Here is a 23,463-nt window from a genome sequence, read left to right on the forward strand (position 1 = left end):
AGCCCTTGTTTTGACGCGTTTTGTTTGCGCGAACCGGGATTCAGTTCGCTCGAAAACGCTATAGCCAAGCCGGCGCAGGAGGCAACCTGTCTTTGGCGTTTTTTTGCGATTGCGGCATCGGGATGAATAGGCGAGAAGGGCGCGATTTTTCCAGCCAAAATGGACCCACATCATGATGTCGGATGTAGTGAAGGCGGTGATTCTCGGCATCATCGAGGGCGTCACGGAATTCCTGCCGGTTTCGTCGACGGGCCATATGCTGGTCGCGCAGCGCTTCTTCGGCCTCGGCGAGGGCGCCTTCTGGCAGAGTTTTGTGATTCTGATTCAGCTCGGCGCGATCCTCGCCATCGTCATGCTCTATTTCGTCAAATTGTCGCGCGTCGCGCTCGGCATGTTCACCAATCCCGACGACCGGCGATTCGTGATCGGCGTTTTGCTGGCGTTTCTGCCTGCGGTGATCGTCGGCCTGGTTGCCGGCAAGTACATCAAGGAGTTTCTCTTCAATCCGTGGGTGGTATGCTTCACGCTGATCGCCGGCGGCGCAATTCTGTTGTGGGTCGATCAACTCTATCTCAAGCCGACGCAGCATGACGCCACGCGCTATCCGCTATTGATGTATCTGTGGATCGGCATCGCGCAATGCGTGGCCATGATCCCGGGCGTGTCACGCTCCGGCGCCAGCATCGTGGCGGCGATGCTGCTCGGCGGTGACAAGCGATCGGCCGCGGAATTTTCGTTCTTTCTCGCGATCCCGACCATGGTCGGCGCGTTCGCCTACGATTTCTACAAGAACCGCGCCGAGATGACGACCGATCACATCGGCATCGTCGCGATCGGCTTCGTGGTCTCATTCATTACTGCGGCGATCGTGGTGAAGACGTTCCTCACCTACGTCACCCGCCACGGATTCACGTTCTTTGCGTGGTGGCGCGTCGTCATCGGCATGCTCGGCCTGATCGCGCTGGCGCTGGGGAAATAGGCTCTCTCCGTCGTCTCCGCGAACGAATGCAGGCACGACGAAGAAATCTACGCGCTCTTCCTCTGAAACTGCCCGGCGGCGCGGAAGCGCCAGAGATATTGCGGGGCGATCGCTTCCATCGCTTCCGGCGTGATGCCGAGCCCTTGCAGCGTCAGACCGGCCGCCTTGGCGCCGTCCGACACGACATTGTCGACTTGCAGCATCGCCACCTGGTCCGGCGTCAGGTTCAACGGACCCGGCGCGAATTGCAGGAATAGCGCCTTTAGCCTCGCCAGCCCGAACGGCAGCGAAACCAGCATGCGCTTGCGCTCAGTGATCTTGAGGATGATTTCCATGATCTCGCGCATGGTCAGCACATCCGGCCCGCCGAGCTCATAGGTCGCGCCCGGCTTGGTCTTGCCCTCGGCGGCGTCGGCGACCGCGTTGGCGACGTCGGCGACATAGGCCGGCTGCACCCGCGTCTCGCCGCCGCCGATCAGCGGCAGGAAGGGCGATATCCGGGCGAGCGACGCAAAGCGGTTGGTGAATTGATCCTCGGGCCCGAACAGCAGCGACGGCCGCAGGATCGTGGCGGACGGCGCTGCCGCCAGCACGGCCTTCTCGCCCGCCGCCTTGGAGCGAAAGTAGGCCGATGGCGAATTCTCGTCGGCGCCGATCGCCGATACATGCACCATCTCCGCGCCGATCGCGCTGGCGGCCCTGGCGATGGTTTCGGCGCCTTTGGTCTGCACCGCGTCGAAAGTCTGCGCGCCGCTCTCGGCCAGGGTGCCGACCAGGTTGACCACGGTTTCGGAACCGCGCATCACCGCCTCCACCGAAGCCGGATAGCGCAGATTGGCCTGCACGGGGTGGATCTGGCCGACCCGGCCGAGCGGCTGCAGGTGCCCCGCCAGTTCGGGCCGCCGCACCGCCACCCGAATCCGATAGCCGCGCTTGGCCAGCGCCCGGACCACGTTTCGCCCCAGAAAGCCCGATCCGCCAAACACCGTGATGAGCGTTTCCAGGTTCGCTGCCGCATGCGATGTCATCGGGGTCAATTCCTGCCGGTCAAATTCGAAGATATCGGTGGGATTTAGCGGATTCGCGATACGCCAACCCGGCTCCGCTGTACAGCGGATTTCGGATGGCATTGAAGCGATTTGACAAGCGCGTGACCGATCCTTACTAACCCGCCCGGGCCCAGGTGGCGGAATTGGTAGACGCGCTGGCTTCAGGTGCCAGTGGCTTCACGGCCGTGAAGGTTCGAGTCCTTTCCTGGGCACCATTGCCCATGCCCGAGCGAGTTGAGACGCCCGCTGGCGCCAAGCCCCGGGCAGTGAATCCCGACTTGCAATGGCGATATGTTGCTGACCTTAGGCGGTTGGATCCGAATCGGATGCCGTGTGTCCGTCCGGGCCACGACTGAACACGCCGTAATCGCTCGACTTCGCCCCGTCGCCGTTGGCGGTAAGCACCGTCAGCCCGAGTTTCAGCAGTTCGCGAACGGCCGCTGCTCGCGTCGGCATTCGGTGTTTGAAGCGAAAATCGTCAACTGCGGTCAGTTCATCCGGCGAAAGCATGACCTGTAGTCGTTCACCACGAATGTCGGACATCGCTGTGACCCAAACTGAGTGGATTGAGCAATTTACTCAATGCGCACGATTGGTGTTGGTTCCAACAAGCAAGACTCAGCTGTCAAATTAGTTAAATACATCAGTAAAAACAACGTGTTAATGGTTGAACTGGGCCCGCGCGGGCGCATTCTTTAGTCTCGGAGAATAGGCATGACCGAGAACATCAAGCTGCCGCGCAAGCTGTCGGAGGAGCGGGAGCAGCCACCGCCCCGCCGGCCGAGCCATGCGCACGTCATCGAAAATCTCGACCGCTGGGCCAACAGTCCGGAGCTTCAGCCGCCGAAATCACCCGACGGGAAGACGACCTAATCGGTCCTGCATCCCCCAGCAACCTGCAGAGGCGGCAATGCTTCGCCTCGCGCGAAGCGGGCGATGGCCTGACTAGCGGGCGAAATCACCGCGAAGTCCGCAATTCCCGTTCTATAAGCTGTGGTCGGCCGCTCGCCTCCGGCGGCTCAGGGCGCTAGTGTCTCGGTCGAATCGACTAAAGACACGAGGCTTTCTTTCATGACCATCCGCCTGCATCGCGGCGACCTGCCCGATCTGTCCCGCTACAAGGACTCGGTTGCGATCGATACCGAGACCATGGGACTCAATCCGCACCGCGACCGGCTCTGCGTGGTGCAGATGTCGAACGGCGACGGCAGCGCCGATGTTATCCAGATTCCACAAGGCCATACCGATGCGCCGAACCTGAAGGCGCTGCTGGCCAATCCGAACATCACCAAGATCTTCCACTTCGCGCGATTCGATGTCGCGGTGCTGTACAAGACCTTCGGCGTGATGCCGCAGCCGGTCTACTGCACCAAGATCGCCTCGCGGCTGAGCCGCACCTATACCGACCGGCACGGCCTGAAGGATCTTGTGCGCGAGGTGCTCAACATCGATCTGTCGAAACAGCAGCAGTCGAGCGACTGGGGATCAGCTAGCCTGAGCGAGGCGCAGCTCGCCTATGCCGCCTCCGACGTACTGCATCTGCATGGCCTTCGCGAGCGGCTCGATGCCATGCTGGCGCGCGAGGAGCGCACGGCGATGGCGCAAGCCTGTTTCGACTTCCTGCCGACTAGGGCCAAGCTCGATTTGAGCGGCTGGGAGGCCGAGGACATCTTCGCGCATTCGTGACCGGGACCATTTGAAGCGCCGATTACCGGCTTCCGCCCCGTTTCGGTCACACTCATCGCGAGTGTCCGGGCTGCATAATCCCGCGATTGCGGGTAGGATGACGCTGTCTTGGGCGTCTTTGGAGCCGCGGTGAACCCGATACAAAACCCAGCCTTTGCCACCGGAATGGAGGCCCGCTTTGCCGCGGCCGCCCGCCATAGCCGGATGGTGCGGGTGCTGCGGGTCGCGGTCCCGACGGCTGTGGCGCTGGCGATGGCCGTCATCATCATCATCGCTTTCTTCAACCCGTTCCGCATCACCGGGCTCTCGAAGCTGCCGGTCGATATGGGCAATCTCGTCGTGTCAGGCACCAAGATCACGATGGAGACGCCGCACCTTGCCGGCTTCTCCACCGACCAGCGGCCGTACGAATTGTGGGCCAAGGCGGCGATCCAGGATTTGTCTGCCCCCGATCACGTCGAACTGCAGACGCTGCGGGCCAAGGTCATGATGGAGGACAAGAGCACGGTGACGATGGATGCCCGCACGGGATTTTTCGACAGCAAGCAGCAGATGCTGGACCTGCGCAAGGATATCTTCCTGCAATCCTCCACCGGCTACGAAGCCAAACTCTCGCAAGCCTATATCGACATCAACAAGGGGACGGTGACGTCGGACGAACATGTCGACGTCAAATTGCTGAATGGTACGCTGACTGCCGACAAGCTCAGGATCCTCGACAGCGGCGAGGTGGTGCGCTTCGAGGGCAACGTCGTGATGAATCTGATCATGGAAAGCCCTCCGGCACCTGCTCCTGAGCCTGAGCCGCAGACGGCGCCGAAGACGCGGTCCATCAGCGGCAAGTCCGCCAACACGAAATGATTTCGATGATGCAGTTGTTCTCGCGCAGTCTTGCGGCAGTAGCGCTTGCGCTTGCGTTGACCGCCTCCGGTGACGCCTTCGCGCAGGGCGCCATGTCGGGCGTGCCGAATGCGATGCAGGGCTTTTCGCAAAACCGCGATCAGCCGATTCAGATCGAGGCGGCGTCGCTCGAGATGCGCGACAAGAAAAAGGAGGCGACCTTCTCCGGAAACGTGAAGGTCGTGCAGGGCGACACCACCATGACCTCGAAGTCGCTGGTGGTGTTCTACGACTCCGGCCCGGCATCGGACGCGCCGCCCGCTGCGCCCAAGGGATCGAAATCCGGCTCGATGCAGTCCGCGAGCCCCGGGCCTGGTGGCAGCTCGTCGATCCGCCGGCTTGAAGCCAAGGGCTCCGTCGTGGTCACGCAGAAGGATCAGGTCGTGACCGGCGAGACCGCGATCTTCGACACGCGGGCCAATCTCATCACCATGGTGGGCGGGGTCGTGCTCACCCAGTGCAAGAATGTGCTCCGCGGCGATCGCCTCAAGGTCGACATGACGACCGGCGTGTCGCGCGTCGAATCCGACAGCGGCAAGGTGCAGGGCATGTTCATCCAGGGAGAGAATTGCGGGTCGGGATCGGGCGGTGCGAAGCCCGCTCCGGTCCAGATACCCTCGCTGATCCCCGGCAAAAAATAAGACAGATCAGCGCCTTAAGGATTATTTGGGGCGGCCACGGTTGAAGCCGGTAGCGCGAGCCTGTATCTACTGGGCAGGGCGCACGGCGGGGTGTTTCGCTGGGCAGGGGACATCCATTCATTCATGGTTCGCTAGCGAAGCGATTCGCCGGCGGGCACGTCGCGGAATCACCGTGAAAGGCTTAAGCGAAGCGGGATGGTGGATTTATTCGGCATGTTCCGTCGACGCCCCGCGAAACGCGGCCCTGTGGGCTTTGCGCGTTCGCGCGAGGACATCACCGCGCTCGGCGATTCCTTCGGCGACATGCTTGCGAGCCCGGTGCGCGATACACCGCCAATGGCGCGCTCCGCCGCACTGCCCGGGCTGGAATTGCCGCAGCCGGATCCCACCGTAGAACCGCCGCGTGGGGAGAGGCCGCGTTCCCGCGCACAGGCGCCTCGTCCCAAGGCCAATGGCGGCGAAGCCCCGCGCCTGATCAAGCGGCCCGGCTTCCTCGCTGTGCATAGCGTGGAAAAGAGTTTCGGCACGCGCCAGGTCGTGCGCGGCGTCAGCATCTATGTTCGCCGCGGCGAGGCGGTCGGTCTGCTCGGCCCGAACGGCGCCGGCAAGACCACGGTGTTCTACATGATCACCGGGCTGATCAAGGCGGATCGCGGCGCCATCGAACTCGATGGTCACGACGTGACGCAACTGCCGATGTATCAGCGCGCGCGGCTCGGCATCGGTTATCTGCCGCAGGAGGCCTCGATCTTTCGCGGCCTCACCGTCGAACAGAATATTCGTGCCGTGCTCGAGGTCGTCGAACCCAACCGCAAGAAGCGCGAAGCCGAACTCAACTCGCTGCTCGACGAATTCAACATCACGCGCTTGCGCAAATCGCCATCGATCGCGCTCTCCGGCGGTGAGCGCCGCCGCGTCGAAATCGCGCGCGCGCTGGCAACGCGCCCGAACTACATGCTGCTCGACGAACCCTTTGCCGGCATCGATCCGATCGCGGTCGGCGATATTCAGGACCTCGTCCGTCACCTCACCAACCGCGGCATCGGCGTCCTGATCACCGACCACAATGTGCGGGAAACGCTCGGCCTGACCGACCGCGCCTATATCGTCTATGCCGGGCAGATCCTGACCGAGGGCAGTCCGGAAGAGATCGTCAACGATCCGGATGTACGCCGTCTTTACCTTGGCGAGGAATTCCGACTGTAGCGCATGCCCCGCCAATGCATCGACGGTTCGGTGTTAAGGTATTGCGCTTATTCAGGAAACTGTGGGCGCCGGGGACCCGAAACCAGCTTCCGTTGCTGCTGGTCGCGCCATAGCCCAATTTTCCCGCGCGTCAAGCCGTGTACAAGGGCTTTGGACTAATATAAGCAAGAATCGGACCAACTTTTTATGGATCGGTTCTTGGCTCCATGGCGCTGACGCAAAGACTCGAGTTCCGCCAGTCGCAGTCGCTGGTGATGACGCCGCAATTGATGCAGGCGATCAAGCTGCTGCAACTGTCGAATCTCGACCTCTCGGCTTTCGTCGAGGAGGAATTGGAGCGCAATCCGCTGCTGGAGCGGGCCAGCGACGGCCCCGAACCCCCGGTTGCAGGCGAGCCGGTATCCGAGCGCGCCGAGTTCTCCGATTCCGGCAGCTTTGGCGACGAAGGCGGCAGCGATGCCTCCGATATGGCCGCAGGCGCGGGCGGCGAGACCTTCGAGCCCGGCCAGGAGGACTGGCTGAACCGCGAGCTCGGCAGCCGCACCGAGATCGAGCAGACGCTCGACACCCCGCTCGACAACGTCTTTTCCGAAGAGCCGGCGGAAGCGGCCGCGCGCGCCGCACAGGACGCGGCGCCGACCGCCTACACCGAATGGGGCGGAGGCGCCTCCAACGACGACGAATACAATCTGGAAGCCTTCGTCGCTGCCGAGGTGACGCTATCCAGCCACCTCGCCGAACAACTCGCGGTGGCCTTCAGCGCGCCGGCGCAGCGCATGATCGGGCAGTACCTTATCGATCTGGTCGACGATGCCGGCTATCTGCCGCCGGATCTGGGGCAGGCCGCCGAGCGGCTGGGAGCCTCGCAGGCAGATGTCGATACCGTGCTCGCGGTGCTGCAGAAGTTCGATCCGCCCGGTGTCTGCGCGCGGAACCTGAGCGAATGCCTCGCGATCCAGCTCCGCGAACTCGACCGCTACGACCCGGCCATGCAGGCGCTCGTGGAGAATCTCGATCTGCTGGCGAGGCGCGACATTGCGTCTTTGCGCAAACTTTGCGGGGTCGACGACGAAGACATCACCGACATGATCGGCGAGATCCGGCGTCTCGATCCGAAGCCCGGCCTCAAGTTCGGCTCGGCGCGTACGCAGACCATGGTGCCCGACGTCTATGTGCGGCCCGGCCCGGACGGCGGATGGCATGTCGAACTCAACAGCGACACCTTGCCGCGTGTGCTGGTCAATCAGGTCTATTTCACCGAGCTGTCGAAGACGATCCGCAAGGACGGCGACAAATCCTATTTCAGCGACTGCCTGCAGAATGCGACCTGGCTGGTGCGCGCACTCGATCAGCGCGCCCGCACCATCCTGAAGGTCGCCACCGAAATCGTCCGCCAGCAGGACGGATTCTTCACCCATGGCGTCGCGCATCTGCGGCCGCTGAATCTGAAAGCGGTAGCAGACGCGATACAGATGCATGAATCCACGGTGTCGCGGGTCACCGCCAACAAATACATGGCGACCAATCGCGGCAGTTTCGAGCTGAAATATTTCTTCACCGCCTCGATTGCGTCGGCCGATGGCGGCGAAGCGCATTCGGCGGAGGCGGTCCGTCACCACATCAAGCAATTGATCGATGCGGAAGCGCCGAGTGCGATCCTTTCCGACGATACGATCGTGGAACGATTGCGCGAATCCGGCATTGATATCGCCCGCCGCACGGTCGCGAAGTACCGCGAAGCCATGCGCATTCCTTCCTCGGTCCAGCGCCGCCGCGACAAACAAAGTATGCTCGGTAACGCACTTTCAGCCCCCGCCACCTCCTCCGACCGATCCCGCGATACGGCGCCGGCCTGATTGCGTTCGCGTCAAATCGCGATAGTCTCGGTTCCCGCCAGAGCATGATCCAGGAAAGGGAGGCTACCGGTTCATCGACAGGACTCACCCTCCAACCAAACCAGAGTAGTCGAGGCATCAAGCGAGGCATCAAATGACCCTTCGAATCTCCGGGAAGAGCATCAGCATCGGCGAGGCGCTTCGTTCGCGCGTCAACGAGCGCACCGATGAGGTCCTGCGGAAATATTTCGACGGCAATTATTCAGGCCACATCACACTGAGCAAGGATGGGTTTGGCTTTCGCACCGATTGCGCGCTGCATCTGGACTCCGGGATTACGCTGGAAGCCGACTCCAACGCCACCGACGCCTATGCCAGCGCCGACCAGGCGCTCTTGATGATCGAGAAGCGCCTGCGCCGCTACAAGAGCCGGCTGAAGGACCGTTCCGCCCGCAAGGCCTATGCTGCCTCCGCAGCGCTGGCGGAGATCGACGGTCCGATGCTCGATGCGCCGAGCTATGTGATCGAGGCGCCGGCGGAAGGCGACGAGGAGGTCACATCCTTTAGCCCCGTCATCATCGCCGAGGCGACCACGTCGCTGAAGCGGCTTTCGGTCAGCGAGGCGGTCATGGAACTCGATCTGACCGGAGCCGCCTGCATCGTATTTCAGCACGGGTCCAGCGGCCGGGTGAACATCATTTACCGCCGGCCGGACGGCAATGTCGGCTGGATCGATCCTCCCTCGGTTACCCCCTGAGATCTATACCCGATGGCATTGACGCCCCGATTGGCCCTCCCTATGGTCCGCCGCTTCTTAAGTATAGGGGGTGCAGGAACTGGCCCTTCGGGAGTTGGCACCGCGCGTGCGTTGGAGTAGAAGCCGTGCAAATCGGGACCCAGGCTTAACCCCGCCTCCCGCCGCATCTTCTTGACGCCCCGGTTCTAGAACCTATCTCGCAACCTGACGGTTAAATTCACCTCGGAACGCCCCATGACGATTACCGATCTGGTCGCACCCGAGGCGATTCTCCCCGCATTGAAGGTCATCAGCAAGAAACAGGCGCTGCAGGAACTGGCCGCGCGTGCTTCCGCCCTGACCGGCCAGAACGAACGCTCGGTATTCGAGGTGCTGCTGCAGCGGGAGAAGCTCGGCACCACCGCCGTTGGCTATGGTGTTGCCATTCCGCACGGCAAGCTGCCGAAGCTGGAAAAGCTGTTTGGGCTGTTTGCACGCCTGGAACGCCCGATCGATTTCGAGGCGATGGACGGCCAGCCGGTCGACTTGATCTTCCTGCTGCTGGCCCCGGAAGGCGCCGGCGCCGATCATTTGAAGGCACTGGCGCGGATCGCGCGCCTGTTGCGCGACCAGGACGTCGCCAAGAAGCTCCGCGCCTCCCGCGATGCCCAGGCGATCTATTCGGTGTTGGCGTTGCCGCCGGCAAGCGCCGCGTAGTGCCTCGCGAGGAACGGCGGTTCTTCGCCCGGTGGTAGAGCAGCTAAACGCAATTTTAAGCTAAATGGCAGTTATTTGGTCCGCTGGGATTTTTCCTCTGCCCGGAGAACATTGCCATGACGCTGCGGCTGACGATTTCGCGCGCGATATTGATTTTTGGTTTGGTCACTGCATTGGGCCTTGGTGCCGTGATTGCCACCAGTGTTTACGGGCTGTCGCAACTCAAGGTCGGCGGCCCGCTCTACAATCAGATCAAGCTCGGCAATGACCTCATCGCCGACATCCTGCCGCCGCCGGAGTATGTCATCGAGGCCTATCTCGAAGCCACGCTCGTGCTGCACGATCCGGCCAAGCTTTCGGCGCATCGCGACCGTATTGCGCAGCTCAAGAAGGAATATGACGAGCGCCACGATTTCTGGGTCAAATCCGATCTCGATCCGGTGCTGAAGGCGAAGCTCGTGGAGAAATCCCATAACGAAGTGCGGCGCTTCTGGACCGCGATCCAGGAAGGTTTGCTGCCGGCGTTGTCCAAGAACGACAGTGCCGCGGCGGCAAAATCCTATGCGGAGATCGCCGCACGTTATGCCGCGCACCGCGCCATCATCGACGACATCGTCAAGCAGGCCAACGACCGGAATGCGGCGACGGAGGTCGCGGCGACGGGCCGCGTCAGCACATTCACGTGGCTGCTGTGGGGCGTTTCGGCCGTGGTGTTTTTCATCATCGGCGCTGGCATTTTCGGCGTGGCATTCGGCGTCATTCGCCCGATTGCGGAAATGACTAACGTGATGAAGGGCCTTGCCGCGGGCGACCTCAATGTCTCGGTCCCGGCGCTCAGCCGCGGCGACGAAGTCGGCGCCATGGCGCGGGCGGTTCAGGTCTTCAAGGAAAACGCGCTCCGCGTTCGCTCGATGGAATCGGAACAGGCCAGCCTGAAGCTGAAGGCGGAAGGCGACCGCAAGGCCGCGATGCAGCAGATGGCCGATGGCTTCGATGCCGCCATCGGAAAGATCATCCAGACCGTATCGACCGCCTCGTCCGAACTCGAATCATCGGCCGGCAAGCTGACCAAGACTGCCGAAGTGACCCAGATGCTCTCGGCAACCGTCGCCTCCGCGTCGGAGCAATCCTCGGCCAACGCGCAGTCAGCGGCGGCGGCCGCGGACCAGATGGCCTCGTCGGTGTCCGAGATCAGCCGCCAGGTTCAGGATTCGCACAAGATATCCCGCGAGGCGGTCAGCCAGGTCGAGCAGACCAACGCGCGGATTGCCGATCTCGCGCAGTCCGCCAGCCGGATCGGCGAAGTGGTCAAGATGATCAGTGCGGTCGCCGAGCAGACCAACTTGCTGGCGCTGAACGCCACGATCGAAGCGGCGCGCGCCGGCGAGGCGGGACGTGGATTTGCCGTCGTCGCATCCGAGGTCAAGGCGCTTGCCGCGCAGACCGCGAAAGCGACCGAGGAAATCAGCGGGCAGATCGGCCAGATGCAATCGGCGACCAATCAGTCGGTGTCGGCGATTCAGGAAATCGGCGGCACGATCGGCCGCATCGCGGAGATCTCGCAGGCGATCGCGGCAGCCGTGGAAGAGCAGGGCGCAGCAACCCAGGAAATCTCGCGCAACGTGCAGCAGGCGGCGCAGGGCGCCACGCAGGTCGCGGGCAGCATCACCGATGTCAACCGCGGCGCGACCGATACCGGCGCGGCATCGACGCATGTGCACGGTCTGGCCCGCTCGCTATTGGGGCAGAGCAATCACCTCAAGGGCGAAGTGGAGAAATTCCTCTCGACCGTGCGCGCTGCCTAGGCGGATTGGATTTGCATTAACGAAGATACGCGGGCGATGCCCGCGTATCCGAAACCCTCTTCTCGCACTCACCCGGCATCAGATCAGCCGATGCGGGCGAAGCTGCGTCAGTGACAGCAGCAAGTGCTGCGTCAGTGCACGCTGACGGCCTGAAGCTCGTTGCTCCATGCGTTGGCGATCGCAGCTTCCCGGCTGTCGGTCAGCATGATCGGCGTGCCGTCGGCGGCATGCAGCGCGAACAGTTTCAGTCCCGGCGCGATTTTCGGCGCCTGCGGAAACAATCCCGGCACGTCCTCGGAACGGACTTGTTTCACATAGGCGATATGGCCTTCACCAAGATGGGCCAGCGCCTCAACGGAAACCTTTTCGGATTCGAAGGTCACACTCACATCACTCATGGTCTCGACTCCTCTGGAGACTAAGCGGTCGAGTCCGCTCCTTGTTCCACTATTATTCGTGCTCATTGATAGCGATTGTCTTAACGACCCTTTCAGGTTCTGGCCTGGCAAGATCGATCGACAACAGCCCGTTTTTCAGATCCGCGCCCAGCACCAACATTCCCTCCGCCAGCACGAACGTGCGCTGGAAGTGGCGCGCGGCGATGCCGCGGTGGATGTATTGCCGAGCCTTGTCGTCCTGCTGGCGGCCCCGGATCACGAGCTGGTTTTCCTCAATGGTCACATCGAGTTGGTCACGGGTAAATCCCGCCACCGCCAGCGTGATGCGCAGCCGTTCGGGCTGGCCGTTGGCACGGTCACACCGCTCGATGTTGTAGGGAGGATAACCGTCGGCGCCTTTGACGACTCGATCGAGCGCACGCTCGATTTCGTCGAACCCAAGCAGGAACGGACTGGATAACGAAGGAACACGAGACATCACAAAGTCCTCTCGAAGCGACTTTGAGGGGCCCTTGCGGCGCCCCATTCAACCGGCCGGCCGACTCGCCGCCCGGTCAAGGAACAATATGGGGGTGATTTGGGGAGGGTTCAAGCGCCTCTGAACGCAGGGTAAATCGGCGGTAGCGGAGTTTTCCACCGTCATGCCGGGCGCGAAGCGAACCCGGAATATCGAGATTCCCCGATGTGCAATGGCACATCTGAGGTCTGGTCCTTCGAACCATCCGCTCAGACCCGCTTCCGTCCATCGGCGGTAAAAAGATGCAGCTTGTCGGGTGCGGCAACCGCCCTGATTCGCTCGCCGATGGCGGGACCGACGGCGCCGGGAACGCGCACGATGATTTCCCCCGGCGGCAGTTCGCCGGGCGTGGCGGCCACTCCCTGCATCTCCTGCTGCCTCGTGCCGTAGACGAAGGTCTCGGCGCCGACGCGCTCGATCGCCTCCACCGTAAGGCCGAGCGCTACGCCACCCGACACCGCTTCGTTCGAGATGACGAAGTCCTCGGGCCGGATGCCGATGATGCCGGCTTCGGCGGCACGGGCATCGCTGGCCAGTTGCGATTTCAATTCGGAGCGCAGCGGCATCAGGTTCATCGGCGGCGCGCCGATGAAGGAGGCCACGAAGGTGGTGGCGGGCCTCTGGTAGATCTCCAGCGGATTGCCGATCTGTTCGACCTCCCCGCCATTCATGACCACCAGAATATCGGCCAGCGTCATCGCCTCGAGCTGGTCGTGGGTGACGTAGATCGATGTCGTGGACAGCCGGCGCTGCAATTTGCGGATTTCGACCCGCATGGCGATACGCAGCTTCGCATCGAGATTCGACAGCGGCTCGTCGAACAGGAACACCTTTGGCTGCCGCACGATGGCGCGGCCCATCGCCACGCGTTGGCGCTGGCCGCCCGACAATTGCCGCGGCTTGCGGTCGAGCATCGCGCTGAGCTCGAGAATGCGCGCGGCTTCCGCGACCCGCGTCTTGATCTCGCCCTCGGCCATGCGGCGGTTGCGCAGGCCGTAGGCCATGTTGTTGTAGACGGTCATGTGCGGATAGAGCGCGTAGTTCTGGAACACCATGGCGATGTCGCGCTCGGCGGGCTCGATCTGGTTGACGATGCGCCCGCCGATATCAATCTCGCCGCCGGTGATGGTCTCCAGCCCCGCGACCATGCGCAAGAGCGTGGATTTGCCGCAGCCGGAAGGGCCGACCAGCACGCAGAACTGGCCGTCGCCGACCTCGAAATCGATGCCCTTGATGGCCTCGAAGCCGCCAAGGTAGGTTTTGCGGACGTTGCGGAGCGTTACGTTGGCCATTTCACTTTTCCGTCTGGACCAGGCCGCGCACGAACAGCCGCTGCATGAATATGACGACCGCGACCGGCGGCAGCATGGCGAGGACCGCGGTCGCCATCGCGAGCTGCCATTCGGCGAGCTCGTCTGTCGTCACCAGCATCTTCTTGATGCCAATCACGATGGTCTGCATCGAATCCTGCGTCGTGATCAAAAGCGGCCAGAGATATTGATTCCAGCCATAGATGAACTGGATCACGAACAGCGCGGCCATGGTCGTCACCGACAGCGGCAAGAGCGTATCCCAAAAGAAGCGGAAGGGTCCGGCGCCGTCGATCCGCGAGGCTTCCAGCAGTTCGTCCGGCACCGTCATGAAGAATTGTCGGAACAGAAGCGTGCCGGTGGCGGATGCAATCAGCGGCAGGATGAGGCCGGCATAGGTGTTGAGCAGGCGCAAGTCCGCGGCCACCTTGTAGGTCGGGTAGATGCGCACTTCGACCGGGAGCATCAGCGTGATGAAGATGATCCAGAACGCCGTCTTGCGGAACGGAAAGCGGAAATAGACCACTGCGTAAGCGGACAGGATCGAGATGAAAATCTTGCCGACCGCAATACCGATCGCCGAGACGAAGGAATTGATCAGCATGTTAGCCACCGGCTCGCGGCTGGTGCGCGCGCCGCCGACGAAGATGGCGCGGTAGTAATTTTCCAGCGTCTGCGCGCCCGGCGTCGCCGGCATGTGGCCGCCGACCACGGTCGCCGCGTCATGGGTCGAGGCGATCAGCGCGAGATAAACCGGGAAAGCGACGATGAACACGCCAAGCGTCAGGATGGCGTAGGCGATGAAATCGGTGAGCGGGCGGTGCTCGACCATCAGTACTGCACCTTGCGTTCGACATAGCGGAACTGGATCGCGGTCAGCGCGATCACGATGACCATCAGCACGACCGACTGTGCCGCCGAGCCGCCGAGATCGCCGCCGAGCCTTCCGTCGGCGTAGACCTTGTAGACCATGGTGGTGGTGGCGCCGGCCGGTCCGCCGCCGGTGACGGCGTCTATGATGCCGAACGTATCGAAGAAGACGTAGACGACGTTGACCACCAGCAGGAAGAACGTCGTCGGCGACAGCAGCGGGAAGATGATGGTCCAGAACCGGCGCATCGGCCCGGCGCCGTCGATGGCGCCGGCCTCGATCACGCTCCTCGGGATCGATTGCAGGCCGGCCAGGAAGAACAGGAAATTGTAGGATATCTGCTTCCACACCGACGCCATCACCACCAGCATCATGGCGTGGTTCTCGTTAAGCAGCGGATTCCAGTCGAGGCCCATGCCGCGCAGCGGACGCGCCAGCATGCCGAGCGAAGGTTGGAACATGAAGAACCAGAGCACGCCGGCCACCGCGGGCGCCACCGCATAGGGCCAGATCATCAGCGTCTTGTAAGCGGGCGCGGCCTTCAGGTTCTTGTCGGCCTGGGTCGCGAACAACAGTGCGATCGAGAGCGACAGCGCCGCAACCAGCGTCGAGAAGACCACCGTCGTCAGCATCGACCGGTAGTATTCCGGCTGAGCAAACAACGCCTGATAATTTTCCAGACCGACATATTCGGAGACGAGGCCGAACGCGTCCTCGCGCAGGAACGACTGCCAGATCGCCTGGCTTGCCGGCCAATAGAAGAAAACAACCGTGACGACGAGTTGCGGCAGCAGCAGCAAATAGGGCAGCAGGCGGTTATTGAAGACGGTGGACTTTTCCATTCAGGCGTCGCGGTCTTACCGGTGATGCAAGCGCTCCCTCCCGGGTTTCAGGAGGGAGCGCCGGTAGCCTAGTTCAGCTTCGCCTACTTTGCAGTCTTCTCGAAGGCGCGCAACATCGCATTGCCGCGAGAGACGGCGGCATCGAGGGCTTCCTTCGCGCTCTTCTTGCCGGCCAGCGCCGCCTCGATTTCCTCTGACCAGAGGTCGCGCATCTGCACCATGTTGCCGAAGCGCAGGCCGCGCGAATTCTCGGTCGGCTCCTTGTTGGTGAGTTCCTTCAAGGGCGTCTGCAGGGTCGGGTTCTTCTCGTAGAAGCCGTCCTTGATCGACTTTTCGTAGGCCGCCTTGGTGATCGGCAGATAGCCGGACTCCTGGTGGAGCTTGGCCTGCCGGTTGGTATCCGACAGGAAGGTGAAGAACTTTGCGACACCCTTGTATTCGTCCGGCTTCTTGCCGCCCATCACCCAGAGCGATGCGCCGCCGATGATCGAGTTCTGCGGGGCGCCGGCGACGTCAGGGTAATAGGGCATCGGCGCCGACGTGAAGTCGAACTTGGCCGTGCCTTTGGCGGTGGCGTAGTAGCCCGACGAGGTCAGGAAGATCGCGCATTCGCCGGAGCCGAAGCGGGCCTCGTTGGTGCTGGTGCGCCCGCCATAGTCGTAGGTCTTGTCCTTCTGCAGATCGACCAGGTTCTGCAGATGCTTCACGTGCAGCGGCGAGTTGAACTTCAGCTCGGTATCGAAACCGTCGAGGCCGTTGGCCTTGGTGCCGATCGGCACGTTGTGCCAGGCCGAGAACTGCTCGATATGCACCCAGCTCGCCCAGGCGTTGGAGAAACCGCAGGTCGCATGCCCCGCCGCTTTCAGCTTCTTGGCGGCGTCGAACACTTCCGGCCAGGTCTTCGGGATTTCGGTGATACCGGCCTTCTTCAATTCATCCTTGTTGATCCACATCACCGTCGATGAGGAATTGAAGGGGAACGAAAGCATGTCTCCCTTGGAGGTCGAGTAGTAGCCTGTGATGGTCGGCAGGTACGCCTTGGGATCGAACGGCTCGCCGGCATCCTTCATGAGCTGGTAGACCGGCTTGATGGCACCGGTGGCGCTCATCATGGTGGCGGTGCCGACCTCGAACACCTGCATGATGTGCGGCGCGTTGCCGGCGCGGAACGCGGCGATGCCGGCATTCATGGTGTCGGGATAGCTGCCCTTGTAGGACGGCACGACCTTGTAGTCGGACTGGCTGGCGTTGAACTCTTCGGCGAGCTTGTTGACGATGTCGTTGTTGCCGCCGGTCATGGCGTGCCACCACTGTATCTCTGTCACAGCGTAGGCAGGCGTTGCGAGCGCCAGCGCAGCAGAAACTGCCGCGGCTGCGCCGATTTGTCGAAATGCCATGTAATTCCTCCAGGTTGGGGTCGTCATCTTCGTTTCGCGCGATAACAGCGCCGGATGACGTGCAAATGACCGTATAAGCGAAAGGATGCTAGTGGGAAAGCGTGTGGCTGGGGAAGCCGGAAAATAGGCGAAGGGCAAACGGTAGCCGTCGCCCCTGCGGTTCGCAGGGGCGACGATGTTTAGCGTTTGCGTTCGGAGCCGCAGACCGCGCCCGTGGCGACCAGCGCCTCGATCTCGCCCGTGGAATAGCCGAACTCGCCTAGCACCTCTGATGTGTGCTGGCTGAATTTCGGCGGCGTGCGGCGCAGGCTGGGCTTGGTCCGCTCCAGCCGGATCGGGGAGGCGACGCCCTTGTACCAGTCCTTTTCAATGATATCGCCGCGATGCAGCGTATGCGGATTGGTCAGCGCCTGGTCGATCTTCTGCACCGGACCGGCCGGCAGGCCCGCCGCCAGCAGCCGATTGCAGAGCGGTTCGGCCTCGTGCTGGCTGAACACGGCGGCGAGCTCGACGCGCAGCGCGTCGCGGTTGGCAATGCGGTCCTTGTTCCGGGCAAAGCGGGGATCGGTACCGAGCTCGGGCTTGCCGATTTCCTTGGCGAGCTTGCGGAAGGTGCCGTCATTGCCGACGCCGATGAAGATATTGTCCGTCTTGGTCGGAAAGATCGCGTAAGGAACGAGGTTCGGGTGCTCGTTGCCGGTGAGCGACGGCGGTTTGCCATGCATGAAATAATTGGCGGTGTGCGGATGCATGATCGCCAGGCCGGTCTCGTACAGCGTGGTTTCGAGAAACTGGCCCAGCCCCGAACGCTGCCGCTCCGACAGCGCCATCAGGATACCGATCGCCGCGTATAGCCCGGTGGTAATGTCGACCAGCGGAACGCCGATCCGCATCGGCCCGCTTTCCGGCGAGCCGGTCGCCGCGATCATGCCGGTCATGGCCTGGATGATCGCGTCATAGCCGGGATTGCCGCCGCGCGGGCCGTCGGCGCCGAAGCCGGAAATCCGGCAATGCACCAGTTTTGGAAACTTCGCGCGCAAGACGTCGTTGCCGATGCCCCATTTGTCGAGCGTGCCCGGCTTGAAATTCTCGATCAGGACGTCGGCCGTCTCCAACAGCTTCATCAGCACCGCACGCCCATTTTCGGACGCGAGGTCGAGGCCGATCGAGCGCTTGTTGCGGTTGATGCCGACGAAATAGGCCGCGTCCTCTTCATGGAAGGGAGGACCCCAGTCGCGCACTTCGTCGCCGGCCGGCGGTTCAACCTTGATCACGTCGGCGCCGTGGTCGGCGAGGATTTGCGTGCAATAGGGGCCGCCGAGCACGCGCGTCAGATCGATCACGCGCAGGCCGGTCATTGCGCCGGGAGAACTCATGGAGAAGACCTTCGCTCAGGGTGAAAATGGAGCCTTGAGCTAGCGGTCTTCGGGCGCGGCGGCAATGGCGTCTCGCGCACAGGCGCATGACGCGGTCGCCGTAGCACGAACTGGAAATTCCGCCGGACGAACGGCCCGCCGATATCAGCGGCGGGCCGCTGGTGCATCGTCGTCAGACAACGGTCAGGCGGACGTCGACATTGCCGCGCGTGGCGTTGGAATAGGGGCACACCTGGTGGGCCTTCGCGACGAGGGCTTCCGCTTCTGCCTTGGGAACGCCGGGCAGGGAGACGGCGAGTTCGACGTCGAGGCCAAAGCCGCCCGCCGAACGCGGGCCGATGCCGACTGTAGAGGTTACAGTAGCGTCCGCGGGCACCTTCGGGCCGCCCTGCGAGGCGACGAATTTCATCGCGCCGATGAAGCAGGCGGCATAGCCGGCCGCGAACAACTGCTCGGGATTGTTGCCGGCGCCACCGCCGCCGCCGAGTTCTTTCGGTGTGGCGAGCTTGACGTCGAGCGCGCCATCGAGGGTGGCGGCGTGGCCATCGCGGCCGCCGGTGGCCTTGGCGCTGGTCTTGTAGAGCACGTTCACTGACATGTCGGTCTCCCCTTGGGTTTGCCGTTTCGATGGATCGTGTATTGCACACAATTAGATTGTGCGCAATTGAAATTGTTTGCAGAGGCCGCAATTAAATTGTATGCAATTGAAATCAAGCGCTTACGCCCCTGATTTGGGTGGCAGGCGCTGTCCGTTGACGAGGTTGTGATGGCCAGAAAACACGCGGCCGACCTGCCGCTGAGACTCGATAATCAGCTCTGCTTTGCGGTGTACTCCACCGCGCACGCGTTCAACCGCGTCTACAAGCCGTTGCTCGACCGGCTGGGCCTGACGTACCCGCAATACCTGGTCATGCTGGTGCTGTGGGAGCGCGATGGCGTGCCGCTCAAGGACATCGGCGAGCGGCTGCACCTGGACTCCGGCACGCTGACGCCGCTGCTCAAGAGGTTGGAGGCGGCCGAACTGATCAAGCGGACACGTAGCACCGAGGACGAGCGGCAGGTGCGGATCGCGCTGACACCGAAAGGCGAGGCGCTGCGGGAGAAAGCGAGAACCGTGCCGCAGGCGATCCTGGCGGCGTCAGCCTGCTCGGTCGGCGAACTCGTGGCGATGAAGAACGAGATCGTCGCGCTGCGCGATCGATTGAATGCGGTGGTGGGGGAGTAGGGGGCTAGAGGCGTTTTCTGGCGAAAGCGCGGCCGGAGGCTGACTTCAGGTATTTCTCGAAGGCGATGGCCTGAGCTGCGTCGCTGAACGCGACGTAGGTCTTGATTCGCCAGGGCCCGTGCTTCGACGTGTGCGGGACTTCTCCAGCATTGTGCTTGGCCAGTCGCGCGCGCAGGTCGTCGGTAATGCCGACATAGAAGTGTTCGGAATCGAGGCTTTCAAGAATGTAGACGTATTTCATTGGCTGCCCTGCTGTTGGCCGTTGAGGAGGCCTTCGCAGGATATCGCTTTCCGAGCAGCCTATCAGTATGCTCGGATAGAGCCCGGCTTCGCCCTTCGGGCTACGCCGCGGCAGCCTTCGCTTGCTTCGCTACGATAGAGCGCGGCGTGGCTTGCCGAGCCGTAGCTTGCGAAGCAAGCGAAGGCTGGTGGAGCCAGGCGGGATCGAACCGCCGACCTCTTGCATGCCATGCAAGCGCTCTCCCAGCTGAGCTATGGCCCCTTAAGAATCGCGCGCCTCAATTCGGCGTGCGGGCAACGACCCTGAACCACAGTTTAGGGCCGATCTCAAGTCTCTTCGTCACCTCCGACGTCGCCGATGATGTCGGTGACGTCCTCATCGCCCTCCTCCTCGTCGGGAATGAAGGTGGAATCGTCGTCGTCATCGTCCTCGATGGTCTCGTCGATCTCGATATCGTCTTCCGATTCGGGAACCACGGCCTTGACCTTGCCGGTATTCTCCTCGGCATCGGCCTCCTCGAGCGAGACCAACTCTTCGGCCTCGGCGGCCTCCGGCATATCGGCGGCGGCGGTAGCCGACGCGGCGGCTGCAGCGCGCGCGGCATCGCCACGGGCGGCCCGCGGCGGTGCGATCGGGGCAATCGGAACGACCTCGCCGGTGTAGGGCGAAATCACCGGGCTCTTGTTCAGGTCATAGAACTTCTTACCCGTCGTCGGGCAAATACGCTTGGTTCCGAGATCGGATTTGGCCACGTGTGGATCCTGGGAAATTCTGAAAAACGGTGCTTCACTTGGCTAGTTGAGAGGCCGGTGTCAATAGCGCTTTGAAGCATTTGAGGGCCGCGTGACGCCGTGTGGTCCATGTGATACTGCCGCCCGCGCAGAGGACCACGATCTTGACCCATTCAACCACCCCCACCCCACTGGAATCCCGCTCCAGCGGCCCCCTGGCAGGGAAAGTCCGCGTTCCCGGCGACAAGTCGATTTCGCACCGCGCTCTCATCCTGGGGGCGCTTTCGGTCGGCGAAACCAGGATCTCCGGCCTCCTCGAGGGCGAGGACGTCCTCAATACTGCCAAATCGATGCAGGCGCTGGGCGCCCAGGTCGAGCGAACGGGCCCCTTTGCCTGGCAGGTCAGGGGGGTCGGCGTGGCAGGCTTCGCCCAGCCGGCTTCCCCGCTCGATTTCGGCAATTCCGGTACCGGGTGCCGGCTGGTGATGGGGGCCGTGGCGGGCTGCCCGATCACGGCCGTGTTCGATGGCGACGCCTCGCTGCGCTCCCGCCCGATGCGCCGGATCCTCGATCCCCTGGAACTGATGGGGGCCAGAGCCGGGGAGACCAAGGAAGGTGGCCGCCTGCCGCTGACGCTGCATGGCGCCCGCGATCCGGTGCCGATCCTGTATTGTACGCCGGTGGCCTCGGCGCAGATCAAGTCGGCGGTGCTGCTGGCAGGGCTCGCTGCGCCGGGCGTCACCACCGTCATCGAGCAGGAAGCCAGCCGCGACCATACCGAGCTGATGCTGAAACATTTCGGCGCAGAAATCGTCTCAGTCAGGGAAGGCAACCACGGCCGCAAGATCGCGCTCACGGGCCAGCCCGAACTGCACGGTGCCGAGGTCGTGGTGCCCGCCGATCCGTCCTCGGCGGCATTTCCGATCGTGGCGGCGCTGATCGTCGGGGGTTCCGATGTGACCTTCTCCGACGTCATGACCAACCCGTTGCGCACCGGCCTGCTCACGACGCTGCGCGAAATGGGCGCCGCCATCGAGGAAAGCGAGGTCCGCGGCGACGGCGGCGAGCCGATGGCCCGCTTGCGCGTGCGCGCCTCAAAACTGCGCGGCGTCGAAGTGCCGCCGGAGCGCGCGCCCTCGATGATCGACGAGTATCTGGTGCTCGCGGTCGCAGCCTCCTTTGCCGAAGGCACCACCATTATGCGCGGCCTGCAGGAGTTGCGCGTCAAGGAATCCGACCGATTGGAGGCGACCGCCGACATGCTGCGCGTCAACGGCGTCAGGGTCGAGATCGCGGGCGATGATTTGATCGTCGAGGGCCGCGGCCACGTGCCCGGCGGCGGTCTGGTCGCCACGCACATGGACCACCGCATCGCCATGTCGGCGCTGGTGATGGGGCTCGCAGCCGACAAGCCGGTCAAGGTCGACGACACCGCCTTCATCGCCACCAGCTTTCCGGATTTCATTCCGATGATGCGCTTGCTGGGGGCTGAGTTTTCATGAGAGTGTGCATTGCGCCAAGTGAGGAGCAAGCCAAGTGATAGACTCTCTTGCGCAGGCGGTCGCACGCATTAACCTTGGAGAACCCTACTTCGTAGTCCTCCCGGAATTTCACGATCGCTTCGTGGCTACAACAGACGTGGATGTCCGCGCTGCCATGTTAGCTGAAGCACCGCTGTTAACTGGCGATCGCCGGCTCGATGCTATGGTAGGGGCGATCGCTCACTATCTGGCTGGCCGATATAAGCTAGCGGGTATTCCCAGATGGACGAGCAATCCCTCCAGGAGGCTCGAAAAGCCGTGGCATACGAGTTCCATCGGTGTCGATTGGAGACGTGAGTATTTGAGCGATGGGATGCGCGAGTATCTGACCTTCAGTAGTCCAGCCGAATTCGCATCGCGCAATATCTTCACAGAAGAGCGTCCGCTGCAACGCTCTCTTGGCACTCAATCGACAACCGAGCATTAGCATGATCATCGCCATCGACGGGCCGGCAGCGTCCGGCAAGGGTACGCTCGGTAAGCGGCTCGCGCATCATTACGGCTATCGCCACCTCGACACCGGCGTGATCTATCGTGCGGTGGCGAAGGCGCTGCTGGACGAGGGCTTTGATCTGACCGACGAGGCGCGGGCGGTCGCTGTCGCGATGGAGCTCGATCCCGAAAAATTCGGCCATCCCGAGCTCAAGACGCAACGGATCGGCGATGCCGCCTCGGTGGTATCGGCGATCCCCAGCGTGCGCGAGGCTCTCGTCAATTTTCAGCGCCAGTTCGCGGCCGATCCGCCGGGCGCCGTGCTCGACGGGCGGGACATCGGAACCGTGATCTGTCCGGATGCCGATGTGAAGATTTTCGTGGTCGCCGATCCGCAGGTGCGGGCCCGCCGCCGGACGCTGGAAGCCCGCGCGCGGGGCGAGGAGGCCGACGAGGCGGCGGTGCTGGCCGATATTCTCAAGCGCGACGAGCGGGACCGCAATCGCGCCGCCGCCCCGCTCAAGGCGGCCGACGACGCCCATGTCCTGGATAATTCCAATCTCGACATCGAGGCCGGCGTTCGCGCCGCGATTGCCATCGTCGAGGCCATCCGCGCTCAACGGAAATAGGGCAGGATTCGTCCTCTCACGGTGGCCTGAAACGGGCGCAAATCGGGCATTTCCGGCTTGCCGAAAATGGCCCGTGGGGCTATATCCACGGCCATCCGGGCCGCCATCGATGAGATCAGGGCTGTCCGAGCGGGCCGGCCGGAGGTTTGAACCTCCCGCCGTTATTGGAGGAAAGCCCGCTCCAGGTTCTTGAAGTCGATATACTCGTTTCAGGCTCCGGATTTCTGACGCTACGCGCACTCTTCCGCTGAACCGGTACTCGCTTTTGCGGATGCGCGACATCAAACGTATCGAACGTGCAGGCATGCTGCCGGCCCGCTTTTGCGCCCTCCGCAAATGCGGTCGTCAGGGTTTGCGGACCCCTGACACTTCACGCGCGATGCGCCCTTTAACCCGAAC

Annotated in this window: 25 protein-coding genes and 2 tRNA genes; 14 read left to right on the forward strand and 13 right to left on the reverse strand. The window is 62.8% G+C overall.

Annotation, left to right across the window (positions count from 1 at the left end):
• Positions 1-172 precede the first annotated feature (172 nt).
• Entirely contained in the window at positions 173-979 is an 807-nt protein-coding gene (locus LMTR13_RS00405; protein ID WP_065726200.1) for an undecaprenyl-diphosphate phosphatase, read from the forward strand.
• Between the two features lie 47 nt (positions 980-1,026).
• Here the strand turns inward: LMTR13_RS00405 and LMTR13_RS00410 are convergent, their stop codons facing one another.
• Positions 1,027-2,007: a complex I NDUFA9 subunit family protein gene (locus LMTR13_RS00410; protein WP_065732302.1), complete on the reverse strand. Its 981-nt coding sequence runs from the start codon at positions 2,005-2,007 to the stop codon at positions 1,027-1,029.
• Between the two features lie 149 nt (positions 2,008-2,156).
• On the opposite strand from LMTR13_RS00410, the gene LMTR13_RS00415 reads away from it, so the two are divergent.
• A tRNA-Leu gene (locus LMTR13_RS00415) sits at positions 2,157-2,243 on the forward strand.
• Positions 2,244-2,331: 88 nt separating this feature from the next.
• On the opposite strand, the gene LMTR13_RS00420 is transcribed toward LMTR13_RS00415, so the two are convergent.
• On the reverse strand, positions 2,332-2,571 hold the full coding sequence (locus tag LMTR13_RS00420; RefSeq protein WP_065726201.1) for a hypothetical protein: 240 nt from the start codon (positions 2,569-2,571) through the stop codon (positions 2,332-2,334).
• 171 nt (positions 2,572-2,742) lie between these two features.
• On the opposite strand from LMTR13_RS00420, the gene LMTR13_RS41475 reads away from it, so the two are divergent.
• The 9 genes from LMTR13_RS41475 to LMTR13_RS00460 all read left to right on the forward strand — a co-directional run bounded on the left by LMTR13_RS41475 (position 2,743) and on the right by LMTR13_RS00460 (position 11,554).
• Positions 2,743-2,901 carry a hypothetical protein gene (locus LMTR13_RS41475; RefSeq protein ID WP_197520980.1) on the forward strand — a complete coding sequence of 53 codons (159 nt, stop codon included), beginning with the start codon at positions 2,743-2,745 and terminating at the stop codon, positions 2,899-2,901.
• 198 nt (positions 2,902-3,099) lie between these two features.
• Positions 3,100-3,714: a ribonuclease D gene (locus tag LMTR13_RS00425; RefSeq protein ID WP_065726202.1), complete on the forward strand. Its 615-nt coding sequence runs from the start codon at positions 3,100-3,102 to the stop codon at positions 3,712-3,714.
• A gap of 129 nt (positions 3,715-3,843) precedes the next feature.
• Entirely contained in the window at positions 3,844-4,575 is a 732-nt protein-coding gene (gene lptC / locus LMTR13_RS00430; protein WP_418219746.1) for an LPS export ABC transporter periplasmic protein LptC, read from the forward strand.
• A 5-nt stretch (positions 4,576-4,580) separates the two neighbouring features.
• Entirely contained in the window at positions 4,581-5,255 is a 675-nt protein-coding gene (locus tag LMTR13_RS00435) for an LptA/OstA family protein (protein WP_065726203.1), read from the forward strand.
• A 195-nt stretch (positions 5,256-5,450) separates the two neighbouring features.
• Positions 5,451-6,461 (forward strand): LPS export ABC transporter ATP-binding protein, encoded by a 1,011-nt coding sequence (lptB, locus tag LMTR13_RS00440; protein ID WP_065726204.1) that lies wholly within the window; start codon positions 5,451-5,453, stop codon positions 6,459-6,461.
• 206 nt (positions 6,462-6,667) lie between these two features.
• Positions 6,668-8,317 carry an RNA polymerase factor sigma-54 gene (gene rpoN / locus LMTR13_RS00445; protein ID WP_065726205.1) on the forward strand — a complete coding sequence of 550 codons (1,650 nt, stop codon included), beginning with the start codon at positions 6,668-6,670 and terminating at the stop codon, positions 8,315-8,317.
• Between the two features lie 133 nt (positions 8,318-8,450).
• Positions 8,451-9,053 carry a ribosome hibernation-promoting factor, HPF/YfiA family gene (hpf, locus tag LMTR13_RS00450; RefSeq protein ID WP_065726206.1) on the forward strand — a complete coding sequence of 201 codons (603 nt, stop codon included), beginning with the start codon at positions 8,451-8,453 and terminating at the stop codon, positions 9,051-9,053.
• 234 nt (positions 9,054-9,287) lie between these two features.
• Entirely contained in the window at positions 9,288-9,749 is a 462-nt protein-coding gene (ptsN, locus tag LMTR13_RS00455) for a PTS IIA-like nitrogen regulatory protein PtsN (protein WP_028347914.1), read from the forward strand.
• A 116-nt stretch (positions 9,750-9,865) separates the two neighbouring features.
• Positions 9,866-11,554: a methyl-accepting chemotaxis protein gene (locus LMTR13_RS00460; protein ID WP_065726207.1), complete on the forward strand. Its 1,689-nt coding sequence runs from the start codon at positions 9,866-9,868 to the stop codon at positions 11,552-11,554.
• Positions 11,555-11,685: 131 nt separating this feature from the next.
• Here the strand turns inward: LMTR13_RS00460 and LMTR13_RS00465 are convergent, their stop codons facing one another.
• The 8 genes from LMTR13_RS00465 to LMTR13_RS00500 form a co-directional block, all read right to left on the reverse strand.
• Positions 11,686-11,952: a BQ00720 family protein gene (locus LMTR13_RS00465; protein ID WP_028347912.1), complete on the reverse strand. Its 267-nt coding sequence runs from the start codon at positions 11,950-11,952 to the stop codon at positions 11,686-11,688.
• Between the two features lie 52 nt (positions 11,953-12,004).
• On the reverse strand, positions 12,005-12,430 hold the full coding sequence (locus tag LMTR13_RS00470; protein WP_057850485.1) for an Hsp20 family protein: 426 nt from the start codon (positions 12,428-12,430) through the stop codon (positions 12,005-12,007).
• A gap of 248 nt (positions 12,431-12,678) precedes the next feature.
• Complete coding sequence (locus LMTR13_RS00475) at positions 12,679-13,761, reverse strand: sn-glycerol-3-phosphate import ATP-binding protein UgpC (RefSeq protein WP_065726208.1); 1,083 nt, start codon at positions 13,759-13,761, stop codon at positions 12,679-12,681.
• A 1-nt stretch (position 13,762) separates the two neighbouring features.
• Positions 13,763-14,611, reverse strand: coding sequence for a sn-glycerol-3-phosphate ABC transporter permease UgpE (gene ugpE, locus LMTR13_RS00480; protein ID WP_065726209.1), 849 nt, complete (start codon positions 14,609-14,611; stop codon positions 13,763-13,765).
• On the reverse strand, positions 14,611-15,492 hold the full coding sequence (ugpA, locus tag LMTR13_RS00485; RefSeq protein ID WP_065726210.1) for a sn-glycerol-3-phosphate ABC transporter permease UgpA: 882 nt from the start codon (positions 15,490-15,492) through the stop codon (positions 14,611-14,613). Before ugpA ends, ugpE begins: the two co-directional genes overlap by 1 nt.
• Before the next feature lie 83 nt (positions 15,493-15,575).
• Positions 15,576-16,889 carry a sn-glycerol-3-phosphate ABC transporter substrate-binding protein UgpB gene (gene ugpB, locus LMTR13_RS00490; protein WP_065726211.1) on the reverse strand — a complete coding sequence of 438 codons (1,314 nt, stop codon included), beginning with the start codon at positions 16,887-16,889 and terminating at the stop codon, positions 15,576-15,578.
• A 179-nt stretch (positions 16,890-17,068) separates the two neighbouring features.
• A complete protein-coding gene (locus LMTR13_RS00495; RefSeq protein ID WP_065726212.1) occupies positions 17,069-18,265 on the reverse strand; it encodes a CaiB/BaiF CoA transferase family protein in 1,197 nt (398 codons plus the stop codon).
• A 172-nt stretch (positions 18,266-18,437) separates the two neighbouring features.
• Positions 18,438-18,863, reverse strand: coding sequence for an organic hydroperoxide resistance protein (locus LMTR13_RS00500; protein WP_065726213.1), 426 nt, complete (start codon positions 18,861-18,863; stop codon positions 18,438-18,440).
• 168 nt (positions 18,864-19,031) lie between these two features.
• Here LMTR13_RS00500 and LMTR13_RS00505 point away from each other — a divergent pair, with 168 nt between their 5' ends.
• Positions 19,032-19,490 (forward strand): MarR family winged helix-turn-helix transcriptional regulator, encoded by a 459-nt coding sequence (locus LMTR13_RS00505; protein WP_065726214.1) that lies wholly within the window; start codon positions 19,032-19,034, stop codon positions 19,488-19,490.
• A 4-nt stretch (positions 19,491-19,494) separates the two neighbouring features.
• Here LMTR13_RS00505 and LMTR13_RS00510 read toward each other — a convergent pair whose 3' ends face one another.
• From LMTR13_RS00510 to LMTR13_RS00520, 3 genes are all read right to left on the reverse strand, one after another.
• On the reverse strand, positions 19,495-19,731 hold the full coding sequence (locus tag LMTR13_RS00510) for a GIY-YIG nuclease family protein (protein ID WP_065726215.1): 237 nt from the start codon (positions 19,729-19,731) through the stop codon (positions 19,495-19,497).
• A gap of 185 nt (positions 19,732-19,916) precedes the next feature.
• Positions 19,917-19,992 (reverse strand) — tRNA-Ala (locus tag LMTR13_RS00515).
• Between the two features lie 65 nt (positions 19,993-20,057).
• Positions 20,058-20,483, reverse strand: a complete 426-nt coding sequence (locus LMTR13_RS00520) for a TIGR02300 family protein (RefSeq protein ID WP_065726216.1) — start codon at positions 20,481-20,483, stop codon at positions 20,058-20,060.
• 143 nt (positions 20,484-20,626) lie between these two features.
• On the opposite strand from LMTR13_RS00520, the gene aroA reads away from it, so the two are divergent.
• Together aroA and cmk are read left to right on the forward strand one after the other, a co-directional pair.
• A complete protein-coding gene (gene aroA, locus LMTR13_RS00525; protein ID WP_065732304.1) occupies positions 20,627-21,964 on the forward strand; it encodes a 3-phosphoshikimate 1-carboxyvinyltransferase in 1,338 nt (445 codons plus the stop codon).
• 467 nt (positions 21,965-22,431) lie between these two features.
• Positions 22,432-23,064, forward strand: a complete 633-nt coding sequence (gene cmk, locus LMTR13_RS00535; RefSeq protein WP_065726218.1) for a (d)CMP kinase — start codon at positions 22,432-22,434, stop codon at positions 23,062-23,064.
• Positions 23,065-23,463: the final 399 nt, after the last annotated feature.

This window comes from Bradyrhizobium icense, from assembly GCF_001693385.1.
GTDB classification, from domain to species: domain Bacteria; phylum Pseudomonadota; class Alphaproteobacteria; order Rhizobiales; family Xanthobacteraceae; genus Bradyrhizobium; species Bradyrhizobium icense.